17 protein-coding genes are annotated in these 19976 nt (G+C 64.2%); 11 read left to right on the top strand and 6 right to left on the bottom strand.

Going from position 1 to position 19976, the window contains the following annotated elements:
- The first annotated feature begins 120 nt into the window (after nucleotides 1-120).
- Nucleotides 121-2946, top strand: coding sequence for a bifunctional [glutamate--ammonia ligase]-adenylyl-L-tyrosine phosphorylase/[glutamate--ammonia-ligase] adenylyltransferase (gene glnE / locus AAV94_RS13655; protein WP_084824944.1), 2826 nt, complete (start codon nucleotides 121-123; stop codon nucleotides 2944-2946).
- 155 nt (nucleotides 2947-3101) lie between these two features.
- Here the strand turns inward: glnE and AAV94_RS13650 are convergent, their stop codons facing one another.
- On the bottom strand, nucleotides 3102-4079 hold the full coding sequence (locus AAV94_RS13650) for a porin (protein WP_156454454.1): 978 nt from the start codon (nucleotides 4077-4079) through the stop codon (nucleotides 3102-3104).
- A 548-nt stretch (nucleotides 4080-4627) separates the two neighbouring features.
- On the opposite strand from AAV94_RS13650, the gene AAV94_RS14485 reads away from it, so the two are divergent.
- The 7 genes from AAV94_RS14485 to AAV94_RS13615 all read left to right on the top strand — a co-directional run bounded on the left by AAV94_RS14485 (nucleotide 4628) and on the right by AAV94_RS13615 (nucleotide 11639).
- Nucleotides 4628-5668, top strand: a complete 1041-nt coding sequence (locus AAV94_RS14485) for a porin (protein ID WP_052755068.1) — start codon at nucleotides 4628-4630, stop codon at nucleotides 5666-5668.
- 184 nt (nucleotides 5669-5852) lie between these two features.
- Nucleotides 5853-6797, top strand: a complete 945-nt coding sequence (gene tal / locus AAV94_RS13640) for a transaldolase (RefSeq protein WP_046742767.1) — start codon at nucleotides 5853-5855, stop codon at nucleotides 6795-6797.
- Between the two features lie 24 nt (nucleotides 6798-6821).
- A complete protein-coding gene (pgi, locus tag AAV94_RS13635) occupies nucleotides 6822-8465 on the top strand; it encodes a glucose-6-phosphate isomerase (RefSeq protein ID WP_231731438.1) in 1644 nt (547 codons plus the stop codon).
- Nucleotides 8466-8564: 99 nt separating this feature from the next.
- Complete coding sequence (locus AAV94_RS13630) at nucleotides 8565-9569, top strand: KpsF/GutQ family sugar-phosphate isomerase (RefSeq protein WP_046742766.1); 1005 nt, start codon at nucleotides 8565-8567, stop codon at nucleotides 9567-9569.
- A 40-nt stretch (nucleotides 9570-9609) separates the two neighbouring features.
- The gene (locus AAV94_RS13625; RefSeq protein ID WP_046742765.1) at nucleotides 9610-10191 is read left to right on the top strand and encodes a KdsC family phosphatase; all 582 of its coding nucleotides are present in this window, start codon (nucleotides 9610-9612) and stop codon (nucleotides 10189-10191) included.
- Entirely contained in the window at nucleotides 10188-10811 is a 624-nt protein-coding gene (lptC, locus tag AAV94_RS13620) for an LPS export ABC transporter periplasmic protein LptC (RefSeq protein ID WP_046742764.1), read from the top strand. Before AAV94_RS13625 ends, lptC begins: the two co-directional genes overlap by 4 nt.
- Before the next feature lie 6 nt (nucleotides 10812-10817).
- Entirely contained in the window at nucleotides 10818-11639 is an 822-nt protein-coding gene (locus AAV94_RS13615) for an SDR family oxidoreductase (RefSeq protein ID WP_046742763.1), read from the top strand.
- Here the strand turns inward: AAV94_RS13615 and AAV94_RS13610 are convergent.
- Both AAV94_RS13610 and AAV94_RS13605 read right to left on the bottom strand, forming a co-directional pair.
- A complete protein-coding gene (locus AAV94_RS13610; protein WP_231731437.1) occupies nucleotides 11634-12323 on the bottom strand; it encodes a transglutaminase-like domain-containing protein in 690 nt (229 codons plus the stop codon). The genes AAV94_RS13615 and AAV94_RS13610 overlap by 6 nt on opposite strands.
- 247 nt (nucleotides 12324-12570) lie before the next feature.
- Complete coding sequence (locus tag AAV94_RS13605; RefSeq protein WP_046742762.1) at nucleotides 12571-14043, bottom strand: aminotransferase-like domain-containing protein; 1473 nt, start codon at nucleotides 14041-14043, stop codon at nucleotides 12571-12573.
- A gap of 128 nt (nucleotides 14044-14171) precedes the next feature.
- Between AAV94_RS13605 and AAV94_RS13600 the strand changes: the two genes are divergently transcribed.
- Nucleotides 14172-14792 (top strand): LysE family translocator, encoded by a 621-nt coding sequence (locus tag AAV94_RS13600; protein WP_046742761.1) that lies wholly within the window; start codon nucleotides 14172-14174, stop codon nucleotides 14790-14792.
- On the opposite strand, the gene AAV94_RS13595 is transcribed toward AAV94_RS13600, so the two are convergent.
- From AAV94_RS13595 to AAV94_RS13585, 3 genes are all read right to left on the bottom strand, one after another.
- Entirely contained in the window at nucleotides 14734-16026 is a 1293-nt protein-coding gene (locus AAV94_RS13595) for a hypothetical protein (protein WP_084824942.1), read from the bottom strand. The genes AAV94_RS13600 and AAV94_RS13595 overlap by 59 nt on opposite strands.
- A complete protein-coding gene (locus AAV94_RS13590) occupies nucleotides 16023-16724 on the bottom strand; it encodes a glutathione S-transferase family protein (RefSeq protein WP_046742760.1) in 702 nt (233 codons plus the stop codon). Before AAV94_RS13590 ends, AAV94_RS13595 begins: the two co-directional genes overlap by 4 nt.
- A 70-nt stretch (nucleotides 16725-16794) precedes the next feature.
- A complete protein-coding gene (locus tag AAV94_RS13585) occupies nucleotides 16795-17367 on the bottom strand; it encodes a 5-formyltetrahydrofolate cyclo-ligase (protein ID WP_046742759.1) in 573 nt (190 codons plus the stop codon).
- Between the two features lie 15 nt (nucleotides 17368-17382).
- Between AAV94_RS13585 and AAV94_RS13580 the strand changes: the two genes are divergently transcribed.
- Nucleotides 17383-19377 (top strand): lytic transglycosylase domain-containing protein, encoded by a 1995-nt coding sequence (locus tag AAV94_RS13580; protein WP_046742758.1) that lies wholly within the window; start codon nucleotides 17383-17385, stop codon nucleotides 19375-19377.
- A gap of 72 nt (nucleotides 19378-19449) precedes the next feature.
- On the top strand, nucleotides 19450-19851 hold the full coding sequence (locus tag AAV94_RS13575; protein ID WP_046742757.1) for a hypothetical protein: 402 nt from the start codon (nucleotides 19450-19452) through the stop codon (nucleotides 19849-19851).
- Nucleotides 19852-19976 lie beyond the last annotated feature (125 nt).

Genomic DNA, 19976 nt, shown 5'->3' with positions numbered 1-19976 from the left:
CTGTTTAGGAGTCCTTCCAAACGGTAGTTGATGCTGGGCGATGGATATGTCGGACGGCGCGACAGCAAGCGCCAGTCTGCGACACAATGAAATGCATGTGACCCACCCGATATCGTCCCGATGAATTCGTCTGCCGATGCGCTGCCTGTCCTGAGGCCACGACCCGATCGCCCCGCCCTGCTGCAACCCCAGACTGCCGAGCCTGCCACCGGTTGCGAGGGTTGCGCCACCTACTCCCGTTATTACCAACGTGTGAAGCGGCGGTATGCGGCGCAGTTGGACCTGCTGGCACCGGGCGAATACAGCCGCGAAACGCTGGAGACCACGCTGCAGGCCCTGCGTGCGCAATATCCACTGGACGCGGCGCTGCGGGTTCTACGCCAGCTGCTGTTGCTGCGCCTGATCGAAAGTGATGTCGAGCAGGGCGCTCCGATGGAAACCATTACCCTGGCCATGACCTGCCTGGCCGAGCTGGCATTGGACCAGGCCTGCACCGAAGCCCACGCGCTGCTGCAGCCCCGCTATGGCGTACCGCGCGATGCGAAAGGGCGGGACGTACAGTTCTGGGTTGTTGGCATGGGCAAGCTGGGGGCGCGCGAGCTCAACGTCTCCAGCGATATCGACCTGATCTACGTCTACGAGCGCGACGGCGAAACCAGTGGCAACGCCGATGGACGCGGCATCATCAGCAATCAGGAATACTTCGCGCAGCTGGTGCGCCACATCCAGACGCTGGTGGGTGACACCACCGAGCACGGCTTTGTTTTTCGCATGGATCTGGCGCTGCGCCCGCACGGCAAGTCCGGTCCGCCTGCAATCGCGTTGGACGCACTGCACCAGTACTTCCTCTCGCACGGGCGTGAGTGGGAACGCTTTGCCTGGCTGAAAAGCCGCGTCGTTGCCCCCACCGACTGCATTCGCAACAGCGCGAACGTGCTCAAGCTGCGCGATGCGGTGCTGCCGTTCGTGTTTCGCCGCTATCTGGACTATTCCGTATTCGATGCCCTGCGGACACTGCACCGCCAGATCCGCGAGCACGCCAGCGCGCGCTGCGCGGGCCGACCCGAGCGTGCCAACGACGTGAAAATCTCGCGCGGCGGCATCCGCGAGATCGAGTTCATCGTGCAGTTGCTGCAGGTCGTGCGCGGCGGCAGCTTCCCCGAATTGCGCTGCCGGCCGACGCTGGAGGCGCTCGCCCGCCTGGCACGCGCTGGCCTGATGCCGCAAGAGACGGCCGAACAGCTGCATGCCGCCTACGTCTTTTTGCGACGTACCGAGCACCGCATCCAGTATCTGGACGACCAGCAAACCCACATCCTGCCCACCAACGACCTGGATCTGCTGTGGCTGGCGCAAAGCATGGGCTTTGCCGATACCGCCAGCTACCTGCGCACGCTCGACCAGCACCGCGAGCGCGTCGCCGAGGAGTTCGACGCCCTGCTTGGCGCGCAGCACACCAGGAAGTGCAGTGGCGGCAAATGCGTGAAGAACGCGGCCCAGCCGGTCACTTTCGAGCAGCTGCTGCAGCAAGTGCCGCCCGAGATGGCAGCACACCTGCGCAGCTGGCTGGAACGCCCGCGCCTGGATACCTTGCGTGAGGATGCACTGGCACGCGTGCTGACACTGCTGGCCACCACCGGCCAGTGGCTGGCCAGGAAAGAGATCACACTGGATGCAGCGCTGCGCTTTTGCGACTGGCTCGAATCCCTGCTGGGGCGCGACACCTATTTCGCGCTGCTGATCGAGCGCCCGGCCATCCATGCCCGCCTGGTGCACGTGCTGGGCGCGGCCAAATGGCCGCTGCGCTACATGCTGCGCCACCCGGTCGTCGTCGATGAGCTGGCCAGCGGCAGCATGCTGGATGAGCGTTTTGACGCCGGCGCGTTCATGCAGGAGCTGGAACTGCGCCGCGCCGCGCTGCAGCGCACCGGCGAGGACGACGACGAAGCACTCATGAACGTGCTGCGCAGAGGCCACCACGCCGAAGTCTTCCGCACCCTGGCGCGCGACGTCGAACACAGAATCAGCGTGGAGGCCGTTGCCGACGACCTCAGCGCACTGGCCGACAGCATTCTCGCCACCACCACCAGCTGGTGCTGGCAGCGCCTGCGGCGGCGCCATCGGGACACGCCCGCCTTTGCCATCATCGGCTATGGCAAGCTGGGCGGCAAGGAGCTGGGCTACGGCAGCGATCTGGACATCGTGTTCGTTTACGACGACGACCATGACGACGCCCCGGAGGTCTACGCCAATCTGGTCCGCAAGCTCATCACCTGGCTGACCGCCAAGACCGCCGAGGGCGACCTGTACGAGATCGACACTGCGTTGCGCCCCAACGGCAACTCCGGTCTGCTCGTGACCAGCTTCTCCGCCTACGCCAACTACCAGCAGCAGCGCGGCAGCAACACCGCATGGACCTGGGAGCACCAGGCCATCACGCGCGCGCGCTTCGTGCTGGGGGAGCCCGCGCTGGCCGAACGCTTTGCGCAGGTGCGCCAGGCCGTCATCCAGGCACCGCGCGACCGCGCCGCGCTGCGCGCCGAGATCATCGCCATGCGCGAGCGCATGCGCCAGGCGCATCCGGAGCCTGGCGGCCTGTTTGATCTCAAGCACAGTCGCGGCGGCATGATCGACATTGAATTTGCCACGCAATACCTGGTGCTCGCTCACGCCATTGACCACGCCGAGCTGGCCGCCAACACCGGCAACATCGCCCTGCTGCGGCTGGCCGAAGCGCTCAAGCTTTTGCCGGCTGGAATCGGCACGCGGGCTGCCGACGCGTACCGCGAGATGCGCCGACGCCAGCACACCGCACGCCTGAACGAGCAACCCTCGCGGCTCGAACCGGAGGAAGCCGCCCCGCTGCGCCAGGCCGGCCTGGCACTATGGCAGGCCGTTTTCCCGTCCAACGGCGCGACGGAAACACCGACTCCGACCACGCACTGACCTGAACCTTCACCAATCTTGCGCACCACGCCCAATAAAAAAAGGGTCGCCCACCACAGCGACCCAGTATGCCTTGGAGTATCCGCACGCTTTAAGCGGCTGTCATCATCGGCCCATGGATGTCCCACAACCATGGGCCTGCAGGCAATGCCCGATCAGAACTTGTGCAAGATACCGATGCCGAAGGTGGTGTCTTCCTTGTATCCACCCCGGCGCTCAGCCTCATCGTTGACATAACCAGCAGCGGCATACAATTTGGTACGCTTGGACAAGCTGTAGTTACCAAAAAGCTCATACGCCGTAGCGCCGTCCACAGCATTGTTGTCGTGATTGAGGTAGGCTGCCTGCAAACCCACGGTGAATGCACCGATAGGCGCAGCAATCCCCAGACCAAAGCCATCGCCGCCACCGAGGTTGGTGCGGGTATCTTCAGTCTCGTCGCGTGTGTAGAAGCCACTCACAACAATACTGCCAAAATCGTATTTGGCACCCAAGGCATATCCTGTACGCTGCGCGTCGTTCATCTTTTTGTGAATCACACCGCCGATCGTCAGGCCACCCGTCTTATAGCTGACTGCAGCTTGCGCAAACGCTTTGTCAGTTTCGGTGTTGTCATTAGTGGCGTAGGCAACGCGCAATTGCAAACCGTTAAAATTCGGCGTCGCATATTGCACTTGCGCATTTTGGCGTGAACCGCCCAAGTTACCATTTGCCGCGAGGCCGATCGCTTTAAGGGCCGAAGAACCATCGGCTGTACCGTTCAAATCAAAGGTGCCCATGACACGATTCTGTGGCGTCGTGGTACGACCAACCATCAAGCTACCGAAGCTACCACTCAGGCCTACCCACGCTTGGCGATTGAAGCTGCCACTCCCGCCAACTGAGCCATCCCCCAGTTCAATCGAGCCGGACTCGAAGTTGAAGTTGGCTTTCAGTCCATTACCCAAATCTTCAGAACCACGCAATCCCCAACGCGAGGTACCTGCGTAGTTGGAGATCATCCCAACGTCCTCACCACTGTAGCGCTGGCCGATACCGGCATCGAGCTCGCCATAGATCACCACGTTCGACTGCGCAACAGCGCCGCCTACCAGCATCGAAGCGGTTGCCACCGCAATCAAAGTCTTCTTCATCGTCTTCACTCCAAACAGGTTGTGCGCAGCCTCCCGGAAAACTGCCGGCAAGGCCAGGGTTGTGCTGACACTCCCAAACAGTCGCCCAGTGCGCGGTTGACAAGCTCAGGTGGTGCAGTGGGAGCGATTGGAGCCAAGCCACGTGACAATGAAGAGACAATTCAGCGATGATTCAATGACAGACTATTCCTACACGCTGCGTTTCATAGACAACGTGCCGACGGGCAACGGAAAGGAATGGCGCTCCGCAGCCATGCCATGTTGCGATCCAGCAACACATTAACGGGCGCGGCGCCCCAACAAGCCCTTTGCTGGTGCATGCACGCCCCAATTCATCACTTTCCTTGTTGCCGATGCACAACAATCTGGCACGCAAGCGGCCTCAAACGGCAAATACCCTTTGCCAACTTCGCGGGGCTCTGTTGCAATACATCCAACTTCCCCACCAGGAGGTTGGCTCGGGGAACCGGCGGGACTTGCTAACCAGGCTCACTACAGCCCTAGACCCCCCGTACCGGAGCCCTATGTTTAACCTTGGAGTATCCGCAATGAAAAAATCCCTGATCGCATTGGCCGCCCTCGCCGCTTCTGGCCTGGCGATGGCGCAATCTTCCGTGACCCTGTATGGCGTGGCTGACGTCAGTCTCGGTTACCAGTCCAAGAACAACGATGACACTACCGGCGCGTTCGCCAACGGCCCCCTGAATAACGGCACCAGCCGCATTGGCTTCCGCGGTGTGGAAGACTTGGGCAATGGCCTGAAGGCTTCCTTCAATTTCGAACAAGGTGTGAGCTTGGCTGATGGCTCATCCGGCGGCTTTCAGCGTCAGGCTTGGGTCGCACTGGGTGGTGACTTTGGTCTGCTGCGCCTTGGCCGCGCTACGTCGCCTGCTGGCAACGCCCGCGCCGTTTGGGACATCCTGGGCGACCCGAACTACTCGGTGATCTCCAACCAGTTCGGTTACGCTGGGGCTTCTGGTTCGCGCAACAACGCTCAAGTTCTTTATGTCACCCCTTCGTTTGGTGGCTTCAGCGCCCAAGCAGCGTATGTCTTCGAAGATAACGATTACAGTGAGCCGGACACCGCCGACCGCAACGCCAAGTACGAACTGGCTTTGATGTATGAAAACGGTCCTCTGGCAGCAGCCCTGAACTACGCTAGTGCAGATGATTGGAACAAGGATCGTGGCAATGGCGTCGGTACCGGCAAGAGCAATGACGCAGAAGGCTGGGAACTTGGCGCGAGCTACGACTTCGGTTCCTTCCAGCTGGCAGCTTCCTACCACCAAGGCACGTTCTACGGTTTTAGTGGCAACAATGCCGCATTCAACGGCCAAGACTACAAAGGTGCAAGCCTGAGTGCATTGGTTCCGTTTGGCGCATTCAGCCTCGGCGCTTCGGTCGCTTACGAAGACGAAAGTGACACCACCGATGCATTGGTCGAAGCCAAGTATGCACTGTCGAACCGCACCTTCATCTACGGCGTGTACGCTTACAATGAGAAGGCTACCGGCAAGGCTGGCCGCATTGCCCGTCCTGACGATTGGGGCAAGGACAACTTCGGTATCGGTATCCGCCACAACTTCTAATCGAGTGCTTGGCGTAACGCCAAGTTTCGGTTGAAGCGAAAAAATCTGGCCTAACGGCCAGAGTTGTAAGGGAGCATGCGTCGCATGCTCCTTTTTTTTGCCTATGGCATTCTCGTGACGAGACGCAAAGTCGTTGTTTGAACCGCTACACTTGCTTATCCCATATATCCCCAAACATTGCTGCATGCCATCGCAACTAGACTCACTCAAACAATTTACCAAGGTAGTAGCCGACACCGGAGATTTTCACCAGATCGCGGCCTACCAGCCGCAGGATGCCACCACCAACCCGTCGCTGATTCTCAAGGCCGTGCAAAAGCCCGACTATGCGGGGCTGCTGAAGCAGACGGTGCAGTCCGGCAGCCTGGACGAGCGCATGGATCGGCTCATCGTGCGCTTCGGGCTGGAGATCCTGCAGCACATCCCGGGGCGCGTGTCCACTGAAGTCGATGCACGGCTGAGCTTTGACACGGCTGCGACGATCGCGCGCGCCGAGCGCATCATGGCGCTCTACCGCAGCGAAGGCATCGACTCAGACCGCGTGCTGATCAAGATTGCGGCAACGTGGGAAGGCATTCAGGCAGCGGCAGCGCTGCAGCAGCGTGGCATCCGCACGAATCTGACGCTGCTGTTTTCCTTCGTCCAGGCAGTGGCCTGCGCCGATGCGCAGGTGCAGCTGATCTCGCCCTTTGTCGGCCGCATCTACGACTGGTACAAGAAGCAGGCGGGCAGCCAATGGGACGAGGCCGCACACGCAGGCGTCAACGACCCTGGCGTGCAGTCCGTTAAGCGCATCTTCGACTATTACAAACACTTTGGCATCGAGACCGAGGTGATGGGAGCGAGCTTTCGCAACACCGGCCAGATCCTGGCGCTTGCCGGTTGTGATCTGCTGACGATTTCGCCCGAGCTGCTGCAGCAGCTGGCCAGCAGCGAAGGGCCAGTGTCCCTTGCGCTCGACGCACAGGCCGCCAGGGCCACCCCTCAGCAGCGCGTGCACTTCGACGAGGCAGGCTTTCGCTTTGCGCTCAATGAGGACGCCATGGCAACGGAAAAGCTGGCCGAGGGTATCCGCGCATTTGCGGCCGACGCCATCAAGCTCGACGCCCTGCTGCAGGCCGCCACCTGAATTGCCTCCACGAGCCCTCGCTGCATGACCATGACGACATCGACTTCTTCGGGCCCCGCATTTCTGGCAACGCCGCGCTGCGATACGACACAGGCCTGGCGCGACCTGCAAAGCTATTTCGAGACGCAAGGCCGCCATTTCGATGTGCGTCAGGCCCTGCAGGCAGAGCCGCAGCGCTTTGCGCAGATGGCCATTGAGGCACCTCACGTGCGGGCCGATTTCTCGCGCAACCTGCTGGATGCAAGCACCCTGCAGTTGCTCAATGCACTGGCACAGCAATGCCAGTTGCAAGCCTCCATCGATGCCCTGTTCAGTGGGCTGCCACTCAATACCACCGAGGGGCGCGCTGCATGGCATGTGCTGCTGCGCTGCCCTCCGGGCTTTGCGCCGGAGCACCCGGCGATGGCCCAGGCACTGATGAACGTGCAGGCCTCGCAGGATGCATTTCTCAGTTATGCCGAGCAGGTGCGTCTGGATGAGAGCATCACCGATGTCGTCAACATCGGCATTGGTGGGTCGGACCTGGGGCCAGCGGTGGTTGTGCAGGCGCTGGAGGCCTACCGGACTGCGGGCAAACGCATCCATTTCGTCTCGAACATGGATGGCGACGATCTGGGTCTGACCCTGCGTGGCCTTGACCCCGCTCGGACGCTGTTTCTTGTGGCCTCCAAATCCTTTGGCACGGCTGAGACCATGGTCAATGCGCAGGTGGCGCGCGCCTGGCTGCTCGCCGCGCACGGCTACGTGCTACCGGAGGCGCAGCAGCAGGGCGTTCAGCCCTTGCCCGATGACGTGCCCGATGCGCTGCGCGCGCTGCTCTCGCGCCGCTTCGTCGCCATGACCAGCAATGCCCAGGCTGCCAATGCCTTCGGCATCACCACCATCTTCCCCTTCGCCGACTGGGTGGGTGGGCGTTTCTCGCTGTGGTCGAGCATCGGCCTGTCAATTGCGATTGCCATTGGCACGCAGCACTTTCGCGCCCTGCTGACTGGCGCCCACGCGATGGACCAGCATTTCCGAACGACCCCCGTCGCACGCAACCTTCCCGTGCAACTCGCATTGCTGGATATCTGGTATCGCAACTTCCACGGTTTTCCCACACGTTGCATCGCACCCTACAGCCACGGGCTGCGCCGTCTGCCCGCGTACCTGCAGCAGCTGGAGATGGAAAGCAACGGCAAGGGCTGCGACTGGAATGGTGACCCGATCACGCTGGCAACCGCCCCTGTCATCTGGGGCGAGGCTGGCACCAACTGCCAGCACGCATTCTTCCAGCTCATTCACCAGGGACCGCAAGTCATCCCGGTGGAGTTCATCGTCCTGCGTGAACACGGACTCGGCACCGCCGCACAGCACCGCGCCCTGCAGGCCAACGCGGTGGCGCAGGCACGCGCGCTGACATTTGGCAAGCACGATGGCCCGGCCTACAAGCACTGTCCCGGCAATCGCCCCAGCACCATGCTGGTCCTGGACCGGCTGGATCCGGCCTCCGTCGGCGCGCTGATCGCACTGTATGAACACCGCACCTTTGTGGCGGGCCGTCTGTGGGGCATCAACAGCTTCGACCAGTGGGGTGTCGAACTGGGCAAGTCGCTGGCCAAGGAGATTCTCGCGGCCCACCAGCCTGACGAGGCCGCCGCGCAGGACGTGATGCGCTGGCTACGCTAAACGTTGCACGGCTGGCTTGCCAAGGCGCGGCGTGTAGCACCTGCGCCAAGTGCCCGGCCATTGCCGCCTGCTGAGGCAGCAGCGCACTAGAATCGCCTGATGATCGAAGTTGTGACACCGCCCTCCCCCGCTGTCGTGCCAGAGCAGGCACTGGCCATAGGCCGTCAGGCGATTCTGATCGAGATTGCACAGCTGCAGGCCCTGCATGACCGGCTTGACGACGCCTTCGTGCAGGCCGTGGGGATGATCCTGCAAACACCGGCGCGGGTCATCGTCACCGGCATGGGCAAGAGCGGTCATGTCGGGCGCAAGATCGCCGCAACGCTCGCCTCCACCGGAACGCCGGCGTTCTTTCTCCATCCCGCCGAGGCCAGCCACGGCGACCTGGGTATGGTCACCGCTGCTGACGTCGTGCTGGCCATCTCCAACAGTGGCGAAAGCGAGGAACTGGTCAGCATCCTGCCGGTCATCAAGCGGCTGGGTACGCGCATCATCGCAATGACGGGGAGCGTCCACTCCTCGCTGGCGTGCCACGCGGACGTCGTGCTCGACAGCCATGTCACGCAGGAGGCCGACCCGCTGGGTCTGGCGCCAACATCCAGCACCACCGTGCAGCTTGCGCTGGGGGATGCACTGGCCATTGCCGTGTTGGATGCTCGCGGCTTTCGCGCCGAGGACTTTGCCCGCTCGCACCCGGGCGGGGCACTGGGCCGGCGCCTGCTGACCCATGTGCGGGACGTGATGCGCAGCGGCCAGGATATTCCCCGGGTTCCGCCCGACGCCGGGTTTGCCACCCTGATGCACGAAATATCCTCCAAAGGCATGGGCGCCACCGCCATCACCGACGCGCAGGGCCGCCTGCTTGGCGTGTTCACCGATGGCGACCTGCGCCGCTGCATCGAAGCCGGTCAGGATTTGCGTGCCGTCACGGCTGGCGATCTGATGCACGCCAACCCCTTCACCATCGCGCCCGATGCACTGGCAACACAGGCCGCAGAGCTGATGGAGCGCCACCGCATCACCTGCTTGCTGGTCACCGAGGCCGACGGCACGCTTGTGGGCGCCCTACATGTGGGCGATCTGATGCGCGCCAAGGTCATTTGAGCGGCCATCCGCCGTTTCGTCTCCCGCTTCCACACCAGTCATGCCCGCCATCGCACTCCCCCAGCGTTTTACCCACTGCCTGCTTGAGCGCGCGGTACCGGTGCGTGTGCTCTTTTTGGATGTCGATGGCGTGCTGACGGATGGCAGCCTGTACTTCGGCCCGGAGGGTGAGCAGCTCAAGCGTTTTCACACCCTGGACGGCCACGGCATCAAGCTGCTCATGCAGGCGGGCGTGACCCCTGCCGTCATCACCGGGCGCGACAGCCCTGCGCTGCGGGTGCGGCTGGCCGCGCTGGGCGTGCAGCATGCCGTATTCGGCACGGAGGACAAGTTGCCGGCCGCTGAAAGCCTGCTTGCTCAACTGCAACTGCAATGGCACCAGGCCGCCGCCATTGGGGACGACTGGCCCGATCTGCCCGTGCTCACACGCACAGCATTTGCGGCGGCGCCACCCGGTGCGCATGCCGAGGTTCTCACGCGCGTGCACTACGTCACGCAGGCAGGCGGCGGCCAGGGTGCGGTGCGTGAGCTCTGCGATCTGCTGCTCAGTGCGCACGGCCTCTATGGTGCTTTGCTGCAGCAGGCTCTCAACGCGCCCGATGCGCACCGGTTGCAGCCATGAACCATGCCAGTCGCGGCCTGCGTTACCGGCTCGAGAAACTGACGGTCTATGCACCGGCCCTAGTGATGGCACTGCTGGCCTTGGCCACCTATTGGCTGCTGCGCACCGAGCAGGCGGCGGACGATGCCCCTACCGTCGAAGTCCAGCCCGACGAGCCGGACTACCGCATCCACCGCTTTGCCGTGCGCAGCTATACGCCCGATGGACGCCCGACGCTGGAGCTGTTTGGCGATCAGGCGCGCCACTATCCGCTCGATGACACGCTGCAAGTGGATGTGCTGCGCGCGCGCATCTTCACCGAGGACGGGCGCGTCATCACTGCCACCGCAGACACCGGCACCAGCAATGGCGATGGCTCGCACCTGCAGCTCAGGGGCAACGCCGTGATCATCCAGCAGGCGACAGGGGACACGCCGCGCCTGGAATTCCGCGGCGAACAGCTGTACCTCTGGCCGCAGGAGGAGCGTGTGCGCAGCGACCTGCCCGTGCAACTGATGCGCGGCAGTGACCGCATGACCGGTGAACGCCTGACCTACGACCGCAAAAGCCAGACCATGACGCTGGACGGACGCGTGCGCACCACCCTGCAGCCCGGCAGCACCACCGCTCCCAACCGCTGAAGATCCATGCCCAGCCCCACCGACCCCTCCGCAGCCCCAGCACGTGCCGACGCGCCGCTGGCCTTCATTACCGGCGCCTCCAGCGGGCTTGGCCAGGCACTGGCGGCGCGGTATGCGCAGCAGGGTTGGCGCCTGGCCTTGGTCGCGCGCCGCGGCGAAGTCCTGACCGACTGGCGTCGCGCCCAGGGTCTGGATGCAGGTCAATGCCACATCTACGCCGCCGATGTCGCGCAGCCTGAAAGCATCCGCAGCGCCGCACAGGCCTGTCTGGCCGAGCAGGGACTGCCCGATGTCGTCATTGCCAGTGCCGGCATCAGTCACGGCATCGACACGGCCACCTGGGAAGACCTGGAGGCCATGCACAGCATCTGGCGTACCAACAACCTTGGCATGGCTGCCACTTTCATCCCGTTCATTGCACCGATGCGCGCGCGTGGCAGCGGCACGCTGGTGGGCATTGGCAGTGTCGCTGGCGTGCGGGGCCTGCCCGGCCATGCCGGCTACTGTGCCAGCAAGGCCGCCGCCATCGCGTATTGCGAGAGCCTGCGCGGCGACCTGCGCGGCTCGGGCGTGGCCGTCGTGACCATCAACCCGGGCTTTGTCAGAACCGCCATGACGGCCAAGAACCCCTTTTCCATGCCGTTTCTCATTGAGGCCGATGCCTTCGCCGCGCGTGCCGTACGCGCCATCGCCGCGCAGCGCAGCCATGTGGTCATCCCCTGGCAAATGGCCTGGGTGGCACGCCTGCTGCGTGTGCTTCCCAACTGGCTGTTCGACCGGGCACTGGCCGGGCGCGGGCGCAAGCCGCGCCAAGGCGAACCCTCATGACGATGCCTGATCTGGTCCAGCGAGGCGATCGCTCGCCACCTCGTTGACCCAGACACGCATCTGGGTGGTCTCCAACGGACCGTAATTCGTGATGAATGCAACGTCCGCGGCATCACGTCCGTAGCCCAGTACCACCCGCCCGCCCCGGGCATCCGACTGCGTGGCATCGAACGTGTACCAGCGCCCACCAAGAAAGGCCTCGAACCACGCATGCAGGTCCATCGGCTCAAGTGTATGCAGATAGCCCACCACCATCCGGGCCGGAATCTGCAGACTGCGGCATAGCGAGATGCCGATGTGGGAAAAGTCACGGCATACGCCCACCCCCTTGGCCAGCGTCTCCAGAGCATCCGTGCTGGCATCGCTGGTACCGTAGCGGTATTCGATGTTTTCATTGATCCAGTGGCGGATGGCCTCCACCTGCGCGTAGCCAGGCGGAAGATCGGCCGCGACGTTGCGTGCGCGCTCCCATACCTTGTCAGAAGGGCAGTAGCGACTGGGCAACAGGTACTGCAGCACGTCCTCGGGCAACTGGCTGATCAGGTCGGCCGGGGCGTCGTGGTCGATGGACACGCGCTCATCGGTCTCCACCACCGCCTCAACCCTGATCTGCATGCTGCCCTGCGGCACCACCAGGCGCTGGCACAGGTTGCCGAAGCCATCAATGTGCTCGGTCGTGCGCACCCAGGGGCTGAAGGCATAGCGCTCGCTGTGCAGCCACTACGCCTGACCGCTGCGCGGACGCAGCATGGCCACGATGGGGCAATCGGCATCAGCCTGAATTTCCAGTTCACATCCCACATTCAGTCGCATGGCGCTACTCCTTGTTACCCATGGCGTGCACGCTCGCACAAAGCCGTGCGCTCCGACCCGCATTCTCTAGCCGCTATCCGCCATGCCCTGTCGGCTGAAAGCGCATGTGCGGGCTCGGTCAGCGCGACTGCAGCACCTGACGTAGCAAAGCCAGCGTATGCGGCTCCTGCGCGGCGGCAACGGAGATGCGCACATGCGTGCTGGGCGCCTGTGACGGTGAGAACAGCCGGCCCGGCGCCAGCACCAGCCCCCGCTGTACGGCGCGGCGCGCCAGCTGCTCACTGTCCTGCCGACAGTCCAGCCACACAAACATGCCCGCCGCAGGCGGCTGCGCGACCCCGTAGCCCAATTCGGCAAGAAAGGCCAGCAGCTGCACGCGCGCTTCGTTGACACGCTGGCGCACGCGCTGCACCTGCCGGGCATACTGGCCGGAACCCAGCACCGTATGTACGACACGCTCGGGCAGCTCCGGCGTCGTCAATCCCGAAAGCAGCTTCACGTCGGTGATCTGCGCAATCAGCGCAGCATCGCCTGCCAGCCAGGCCACGCGCAGGCCTGCCGCCAGCGTCTTGGAATAGCCCGATGTCAGCAACACGCGCTCGAGCCCGTCCAGCGCCGCCAGGCGGATGGCACCGCCCGGATGCAAGTCGGCGTAGGTGTCATCTTCCAGCACGTAGAAATCGTGCTCCTGCGCCAGCTTCAGCAGCGCATGGGCAGTGCGTGGTGACAGGCTGTGTCCGGTCGGGTTGTGCACCACGCTGTTGACAAGAAACAGACGTGGCCGCCAGGAGCGCGCCAGGTGCTCCAGCACCTGCAGATCAGGCCCGTGCGGCGTGCGCGGAACGCCCAGCACGCGCACACCGGCTGCCGCCAGCCGGCCAAACACGAGAAACCACGCGGGATCCTCTACCAGTACCGTGTCGCCGGGACGGGTAAGTGCCCGCAGCACGAGGTCGACTGCATGCGTGACGCCACTGGTCAGCACCAGATTGCGCTGTGCATCGGCCGGCACGCCTACCGATGCCAGGTGCTCGGCCACCGTGCGGCGCAATGGCAAGTACCCCTGTGCCGAGCCATAACCGAGCAGCGACGCGTGCGGCACGCGCGCCACGCTGCGGGTGGCCTCGGCAAGCATGGTTGCATCCAGCCAGTCGCCCGGCAGCAGTGCCGAAGATGCCGGCCGCAAAGTGCCAACGCCGCCCATCTCCCGTAACGTGTTCTCAAGCAGCCAACGCACATCCAGTGGCTGCGCGGCATCGGCAGGCGCGGCTGCGCGTTCTCCCTGCCCTCCCTCTGCGGGCACCGCCAGCGCGTTGCCATCATGCGGTACAGCCCGCGCTGCCACGTAAAAGCCTGCGCCACGGCGCGCCTGCAGCCAGCCCTGCGCGCAGAGCTGCTCGTACGCCTCCACCACCGTGAAGCGGCTGACGCCAAGATGGTCCGCCATCGCCCGGATCGACGGCAGCCTGCTGCCCGGACGCAAGGCCAACAGTTCGATGCGGTGGCGGACCATGGCCACGAGCTGCGCGACCAGTGACTGGTCTGCATCCCGCTGCGGCGCAACGAAAGCATCGACGCGGATAGTTGCCATGGCAGATAACCAATACAGCTAATGAATTAATTGGTGAAGTGTACCGGTACTGTACAGGCAACCAGTCCTACAGTGCCCATTGCGTTGCGCAGCCCTTCCCTTGCATCCTCCTCTCGCTTGTTCACAGCATGGAAAACACACTCGCCACCTGGTGGCCAATGGCCGCTTTCTTCTTTGTCTCCTCCATCACTCCGGGGCCCAACAACATCATGCTGGCGAGTTCCGGCCTGCGCCATGGCTTTCGCCGCAGCGTGCCGCACATGCTGGGCATCAGTGCCGGCTGCATGGCCATGCTGCTGGTGGTGGGCATGGGCGCTGGCCAGATGTTCGTGCGCTGGCCGCTGCTGCATACGCTACTCAAGCTCGCCTGCGGCGCCTATCTGCTGCACCTGGCATGGCGCACTGCCACTGCCCCCACTTCTCTCGCCGCTGCCCCGGCGGCGTCCGCGCCGGAGACCGACCGACCGCTGTCCTTCTGGCAGGCGGCTGCATTCCAGTGGGTCAACCCCAAGGTGTGGGCCATGATCCTGGGCGTGGTGGCGCTCTATATTCCCAGCGGCCCATTCGCACTGCAACTGGCGCTGGCTGCCCTGATTGCCGGCGCGGTCAATCTTCCCAGCATTTCCGTGTGGACATGGTTTGGCGTAGGTCTGCGGCACTGGCTGCGCAGTGCACGCCGCATGCGTGCCTTCAATCGGGTGATGGCGGCGCTGCTGGTGGCGTCGCTGGTGCCGATTCTGGGTATGTAGGCTGCGGGACTTTCGCCGCTGCAATGGCGGTGATCTGGGCCGCGCGGATACGTGCGCCCATCTGCGGCCCCCGCAAGCCGTCTTCTTGCGCCTGGCGGGTGATGGCCTGGCGATCGATCTGCTGGGTCGCGGCCAGCGCCTCCAGCATGCGCTGGCGCGCGGGGTGAAGCTGCACCGCCAGCGCCTCTGCCGCGTCCGGCTGCCTGCGCGCCACCTCGACGCAGGCACTGGCCCACAGCACCTGCGCAAAGCGCTGCGGCCGGCGCAGCGCGTCACAACGCTCCAGCAGTTGCATGCAGGCCTGTGCGGACAGTGCCTCGGCCCGCGCCAGGGTTGCCTGCTCGCGCACCAGCACTGCCGCTACCTCCCGCGCATCCAGCGGTGTCTTCAGGCGCTGGGCCACCGCCTCCAGCCCGGATTCCTCGCATTGCGAGAACACACAGGCATAGCGCACTGCAAGCGGCGCCTGGCTTGCAGCCGCCAGTGTCAGTGCCCGCATCGGCAGGCTGTGCGCAATATCGCCCGATGCCATGGCCTGCGCCAATGCCGGCAACAGGACCGGCAGCGCACCACAGGTCTGCAGCACTTCGAACATGCGCACCGGATATGGCTCCATCAAACCGCGGGCGAGTTCCTGCCAGATGCGCTCGGGCACCAGCTGGTCCAGTTCGCCCGACTGCACCATCGTACGCATCAGAGCCATGGTTTCGGGAGCGACGGTAAAGTCGCCAAAGCGCGCGGCAAAGCGGGCCACGCGCAGCACGCGTAGCGGATCTTCGGCAAACGCCTCGGTGACGTGGCGCAGCAGCCTGTGCTGTAGGTCGTGCGCGCCGCCAAACGGATCAATGTGTTCGATGCGCCCGTCGGGCAGCACGCGCTCAGCCATGGCATTGATGGTCAGGTCGCGCCGCGCCAGGTCCTGCTCCAGCGTGACGTCGGGGCTGGCATACACGGCGAAGCCCTTGTAGCCCTTGCCGCTCTTGCGCTCGGTGCGCGCCAGCGCGTACTCCTCGTGCGTGTCGGGATGCAGGAATACCGGAAAGTCCTTGCCTACCGGCACGAAGCCCTGATCGAGCAGGTGCTGCGGCGTGGCGCCAACAACCACCCAGTCACGGTCGTGCACAGGTCGCCCCAGCAGCCGATCGCGCACCGCGCCGCCCACCAGATAGACCTGCGCCGGCGGCGCCAGCGCAATGGTTGGACCTTGCACTTGCGACTTGACCGCCTCCTTCATGACGTGCTGCCCTGCATGCGATAAGGTTCCTCGAATGGGCGAAAGTCATGCTCGTTCAACGCATCTGCCACCCACTGCTGCACGGCACTGGTGGCGCATACGGTGTCCATGTAATGCCGCGTCGCCTCGCCAACCGGCAAGGCGTAGCGCAGCAGCCGCATGACCACCGGCGCGAAGTACGCATCTGCCACGCAAAAATCGCCGAACAGGAAGGGCCCGCCATGGACGCGCAGCAGCTCGCCCCACATCGCTTCCAGGCGAGCCACGTCCTGCCGCAGCCGCGCGTTGTCGCGCCAAGCGATCGCGCCAGCGATGTGCAGATCCGCCTCGATGTTCATCGGGCAGCTGCTGCGCAGGGCGGCGAAACCCGCGTGCATTTCGGCGCAGATGCTGCGCGCCCGCGCGCGATGCGCCGCGGAAGACGGCCACAGACCCAGTGCGGGATATTTCTCGGCGGCATATTCCGCGATGGCCAGCGAATCCCAGATGACCAGATTGCCGTCGACCAACACCGGTACCGTGCCCGTGGGGTTGATGGCTCGGATGATCCTCTTGAACTCCGAATCGGCGGCAAAGCTGTCAAAGCGCACCTTGACCTCGCGAAACGCGATCCCCTTTTGGCGCAACAGCACCCAGGCCCGCATCGACCAGGATGAGTAGTTCTTGTTGCCGATGTAAAGGGTCAGGCTTTCGGACATGGCTGCATCTCCTCGGTGGGGCTTGGACCGTTACGAACGGCTGCGCGCCAGGAACCTGCGCACGCTCTTTTCACACCGGCCAGACCACCCCATTGTCATTGAGGATGGCGTCCAGTGGCACGTCGTGTGATTCGGGCTCGAAATCCACCACAAACCCTTCCGTATAGCCCAGCCCGACAGTGAAAGGCCGGGGCTGCAGCTGTGCCAGCGTGCGGTCGTAAAAGCCCCCGCCATATCCCAAGCGGTAGCCCCCGGCCCCATAGCCAACGCATGGCACGAACAGCAGCGCCGGCTCGAGAATCTCCGTGTCCTTCGGCTTGGGAATGCCATAGGCGTCCTCCTCCATCGGACAACCGGGGTACCATGCGTGAAAGCGCAGCGTGCCCGACTGCTTGTCCACCACCGGCAGCGCGATGCGGCGCATCTGCGGGTCATCGAGCAGCTCACCATCTTCTTTCCAGCGGTGCAGCGCTGGCAACGGGTCGAACTCTCCCTTGATGGGCCAGTACGCGCCGATCACCAGCTCGGGGCGGTCCACCAGCCAGAACCGCATGACCTGCTGCAGCCGGGCATTCTTTTCGGCGCGCGCAGCCATATTGACCCGCTGCTGCACCAGCCTTTTTCTCAGCGTGGCTTTGTCCATTTGATAATCCCAAGCATGCGACTGCCTTCCATTCTGACATCACTTTGCGCCTGCCTGGCGCTGGCCTGCGCCGCCGCGCACGCGCAGACTGCTGCGCCCTCTGCGCAGGAGGACGACCGCATCATCCTGGAGATGCGACAGGCCTACGCTGCCAAGGACCGCGCGCGACTGGCGCAGCTGCTGCCGCAGGCACGTGGCCACACGCTCGAGGGCTGGGGTGCCTACTGGGAGCTGAACAACCGCCTGCGCGATGCCCAGCGCGAGGAGATTGACGCTTTTCTCGCCAGATGGCAGGGCACCTATTACGAGGACCGGCTGCGCAATGACTGGATGCTGCTGCTCGGTGAGCGCCGACAATGGGCTGAATTCAGCCACTATGCGGCGGACTTTCGCATGCAGGACGATCCGCAGGTCAAGTGCTACGAACTGCTGATTCAGGACATTCAGGGCCAGGCACCGGCCACCATCGCGCAGCAGCTGCTGTCACTGTGGTGGGGGCAGCGCAACGCCGATGACGGCTGCACTCACGCGGTCAGCGAACTGTATGCGGACGGGCGCATCCAGGCCGATGCCATCTGGCAGCGCGCCCGCATCGGCGCCCACTACAACCGCGCTGCGGTCGTGCGCTCAGCCGTGGCCATCGTGGCACCCGAATCGCTGCGGCATGTGGCCAATGCCATGGGCAAGGCCGCCGCCTTTCTGAACCATAGCGCCACGCCCACCGACCCGGCCCGCCGCGCCCTGGTGCCGCTGGCACTGGCACGGCTGGCGGCTGCCGACCACGTCGCCGCTGCCGAACTGATGGATGCGCGCTGGGGCTCGCGCCTGAGCGCTGCCGAGCGCGACTTCGTCTGGGGTGCCATTGGCCGCTGGGCCGGCATCCGCCTCTCGCCTGATGCGCCTGCGTACTTCGCGCGCGTCGAAGACGACCGCAACCTGCTTGACGAGCAACAGCACTGGAAGGTGCGCGTTGCCCTGCGTGCCGGCCACTGGCAGCAGGTAGCCCAAACCATCGACGCCATGAGCGCCTCGGATCAGGCATCGCCCACCTGGGCCTACTGGCGCGCGCGCGCGCTGCAGGCAGCCGGCAACGCCGAGGACCAGACCCGCGCGCAGGCCATTCTCCAGAGCATTGCAGGACTGACGGGCTTTTACGAGCAGCTGGCCTACCACGCGCTGGGTGGCACCATTCAGGTCCCGCCTGAACCTGCGGCGCTGACGCAAGCGGAAATGGCACGCGCGCGCAACAATCCAGGGCTGCAACGCAGCCTGTACGCAATCCGCGCAGGGCTGCGCAGCGAGGGCGTGCGCGAGTGGAACTACACCACCAACCTGCACCAGCCCGGTGGCATGGCCGACCGTGAGCTGCTGGCTGCGGCCGAGTTGGCCTGCCAGGAGCAAGTCTGGGACCGCTGCATCAACACCAGTGAGCGCACCAAGGCCTTCATGAGCTTTGCCCAGCGCTACCCTATGCCGTTCCGGGAAGCGGTGGTCGCCCGCTCAGCCCAGATCGACCTCGACCCCGCCTATGTCTATGGCCTGATCCGCCAGGAGAGCCGCTTCATCATGGACGCACGCTCCAGTGTCGGCGCGTCAGGATTGATGCAGGTCATGCCCGCCACCGCGCGATGGACGGCCCGCAAGATCGGCCTGAGCGACTTCAAGGCCAGCGACATCAACGACAAGGACACCAACATCACCATCGGCACCGCTTATCTCAAGCTGGCGCTGGACGAATTCTCCGGCTCCATGCCGCTGGCCGCTGCAGCCTACAACGCCGGGCCAGGCCGCCCGCGCAACTGGCGCAATGGCCCGGTGCTGGAGACGGCCATCTGGGCCGAGAACATCCCGTTCAACGAAACCCGCAACTATGTGCAGAAGGTGCTGGCCAACGCGACCGTGTACGGCGCCATTCTCAGCGGCAAGCCGCAGACGCTGCATGCCCGCCTTGGCGAGTCCATCGGACCGCGCCGGGACGTCGATCCGGTTGCTGTGGCAGACCTGCCATAACGCCAGCCTGCGCGGTCCTGCCTTGTGTGACAATCGCGGGCCTGCAATGGCCCGCAGCCAAGGAGTTCACCGATGTCACTGGCGCTTTACATCGTCGTCGATGCGATCGACCCCGGATTTGACGTGTTCGTCGAAGGCAAGGCCATCGCCCAGGCTGCCGACGAGATCGATGCCCTGTGCGAGGAGGTAGGGTTGCCGCTGCTCGACAGCTTCGTCGGCCAGGAGGCCGATGCACTGGAGCGTTTCGAGGACGACGCAGGCGAAGACGATGAGGACGACACTGCAGATACCGGTCAATGGTTTGACGCCGCCGATGGCGTGGCCTGGGTACAGGCCGTCATTGACCTGATTCAGGAGCAGCCCGACGCGCTGGAAGATCCCGAAGGAGTACTTCAGGACCTCAACGACATCCAGCACGTGCTGGAACTGACCCAGGCAGCGCGCCTGCGTTGGCATTTCGCCTGGGACTTCTAGGTCCAGGCAGGCGCCTGTGCGGCACGCTGGCGTCTGGCAAGGCAGCCTGCACCGCGGCAAGCCCTGTGACATGTTGTCAGGCCGACCACAGCCCGGCACCTGCGGGATGCACAGAATAGGCAATG

Source organism: Lampropedia cohaerens (genome assembly GCF_001005215.1).
GTDB classification, from domain to species: domain Bacteria; phylum Pseudomonadota; class Gammaproteobacteria; order Burkholderiales; family Burkholderiaceae_C; genus Lampropedia; species Lampropedia cohaerens.
This window is presented reverse-complemented; position numbering and strand designations above follow the sequence as displayed.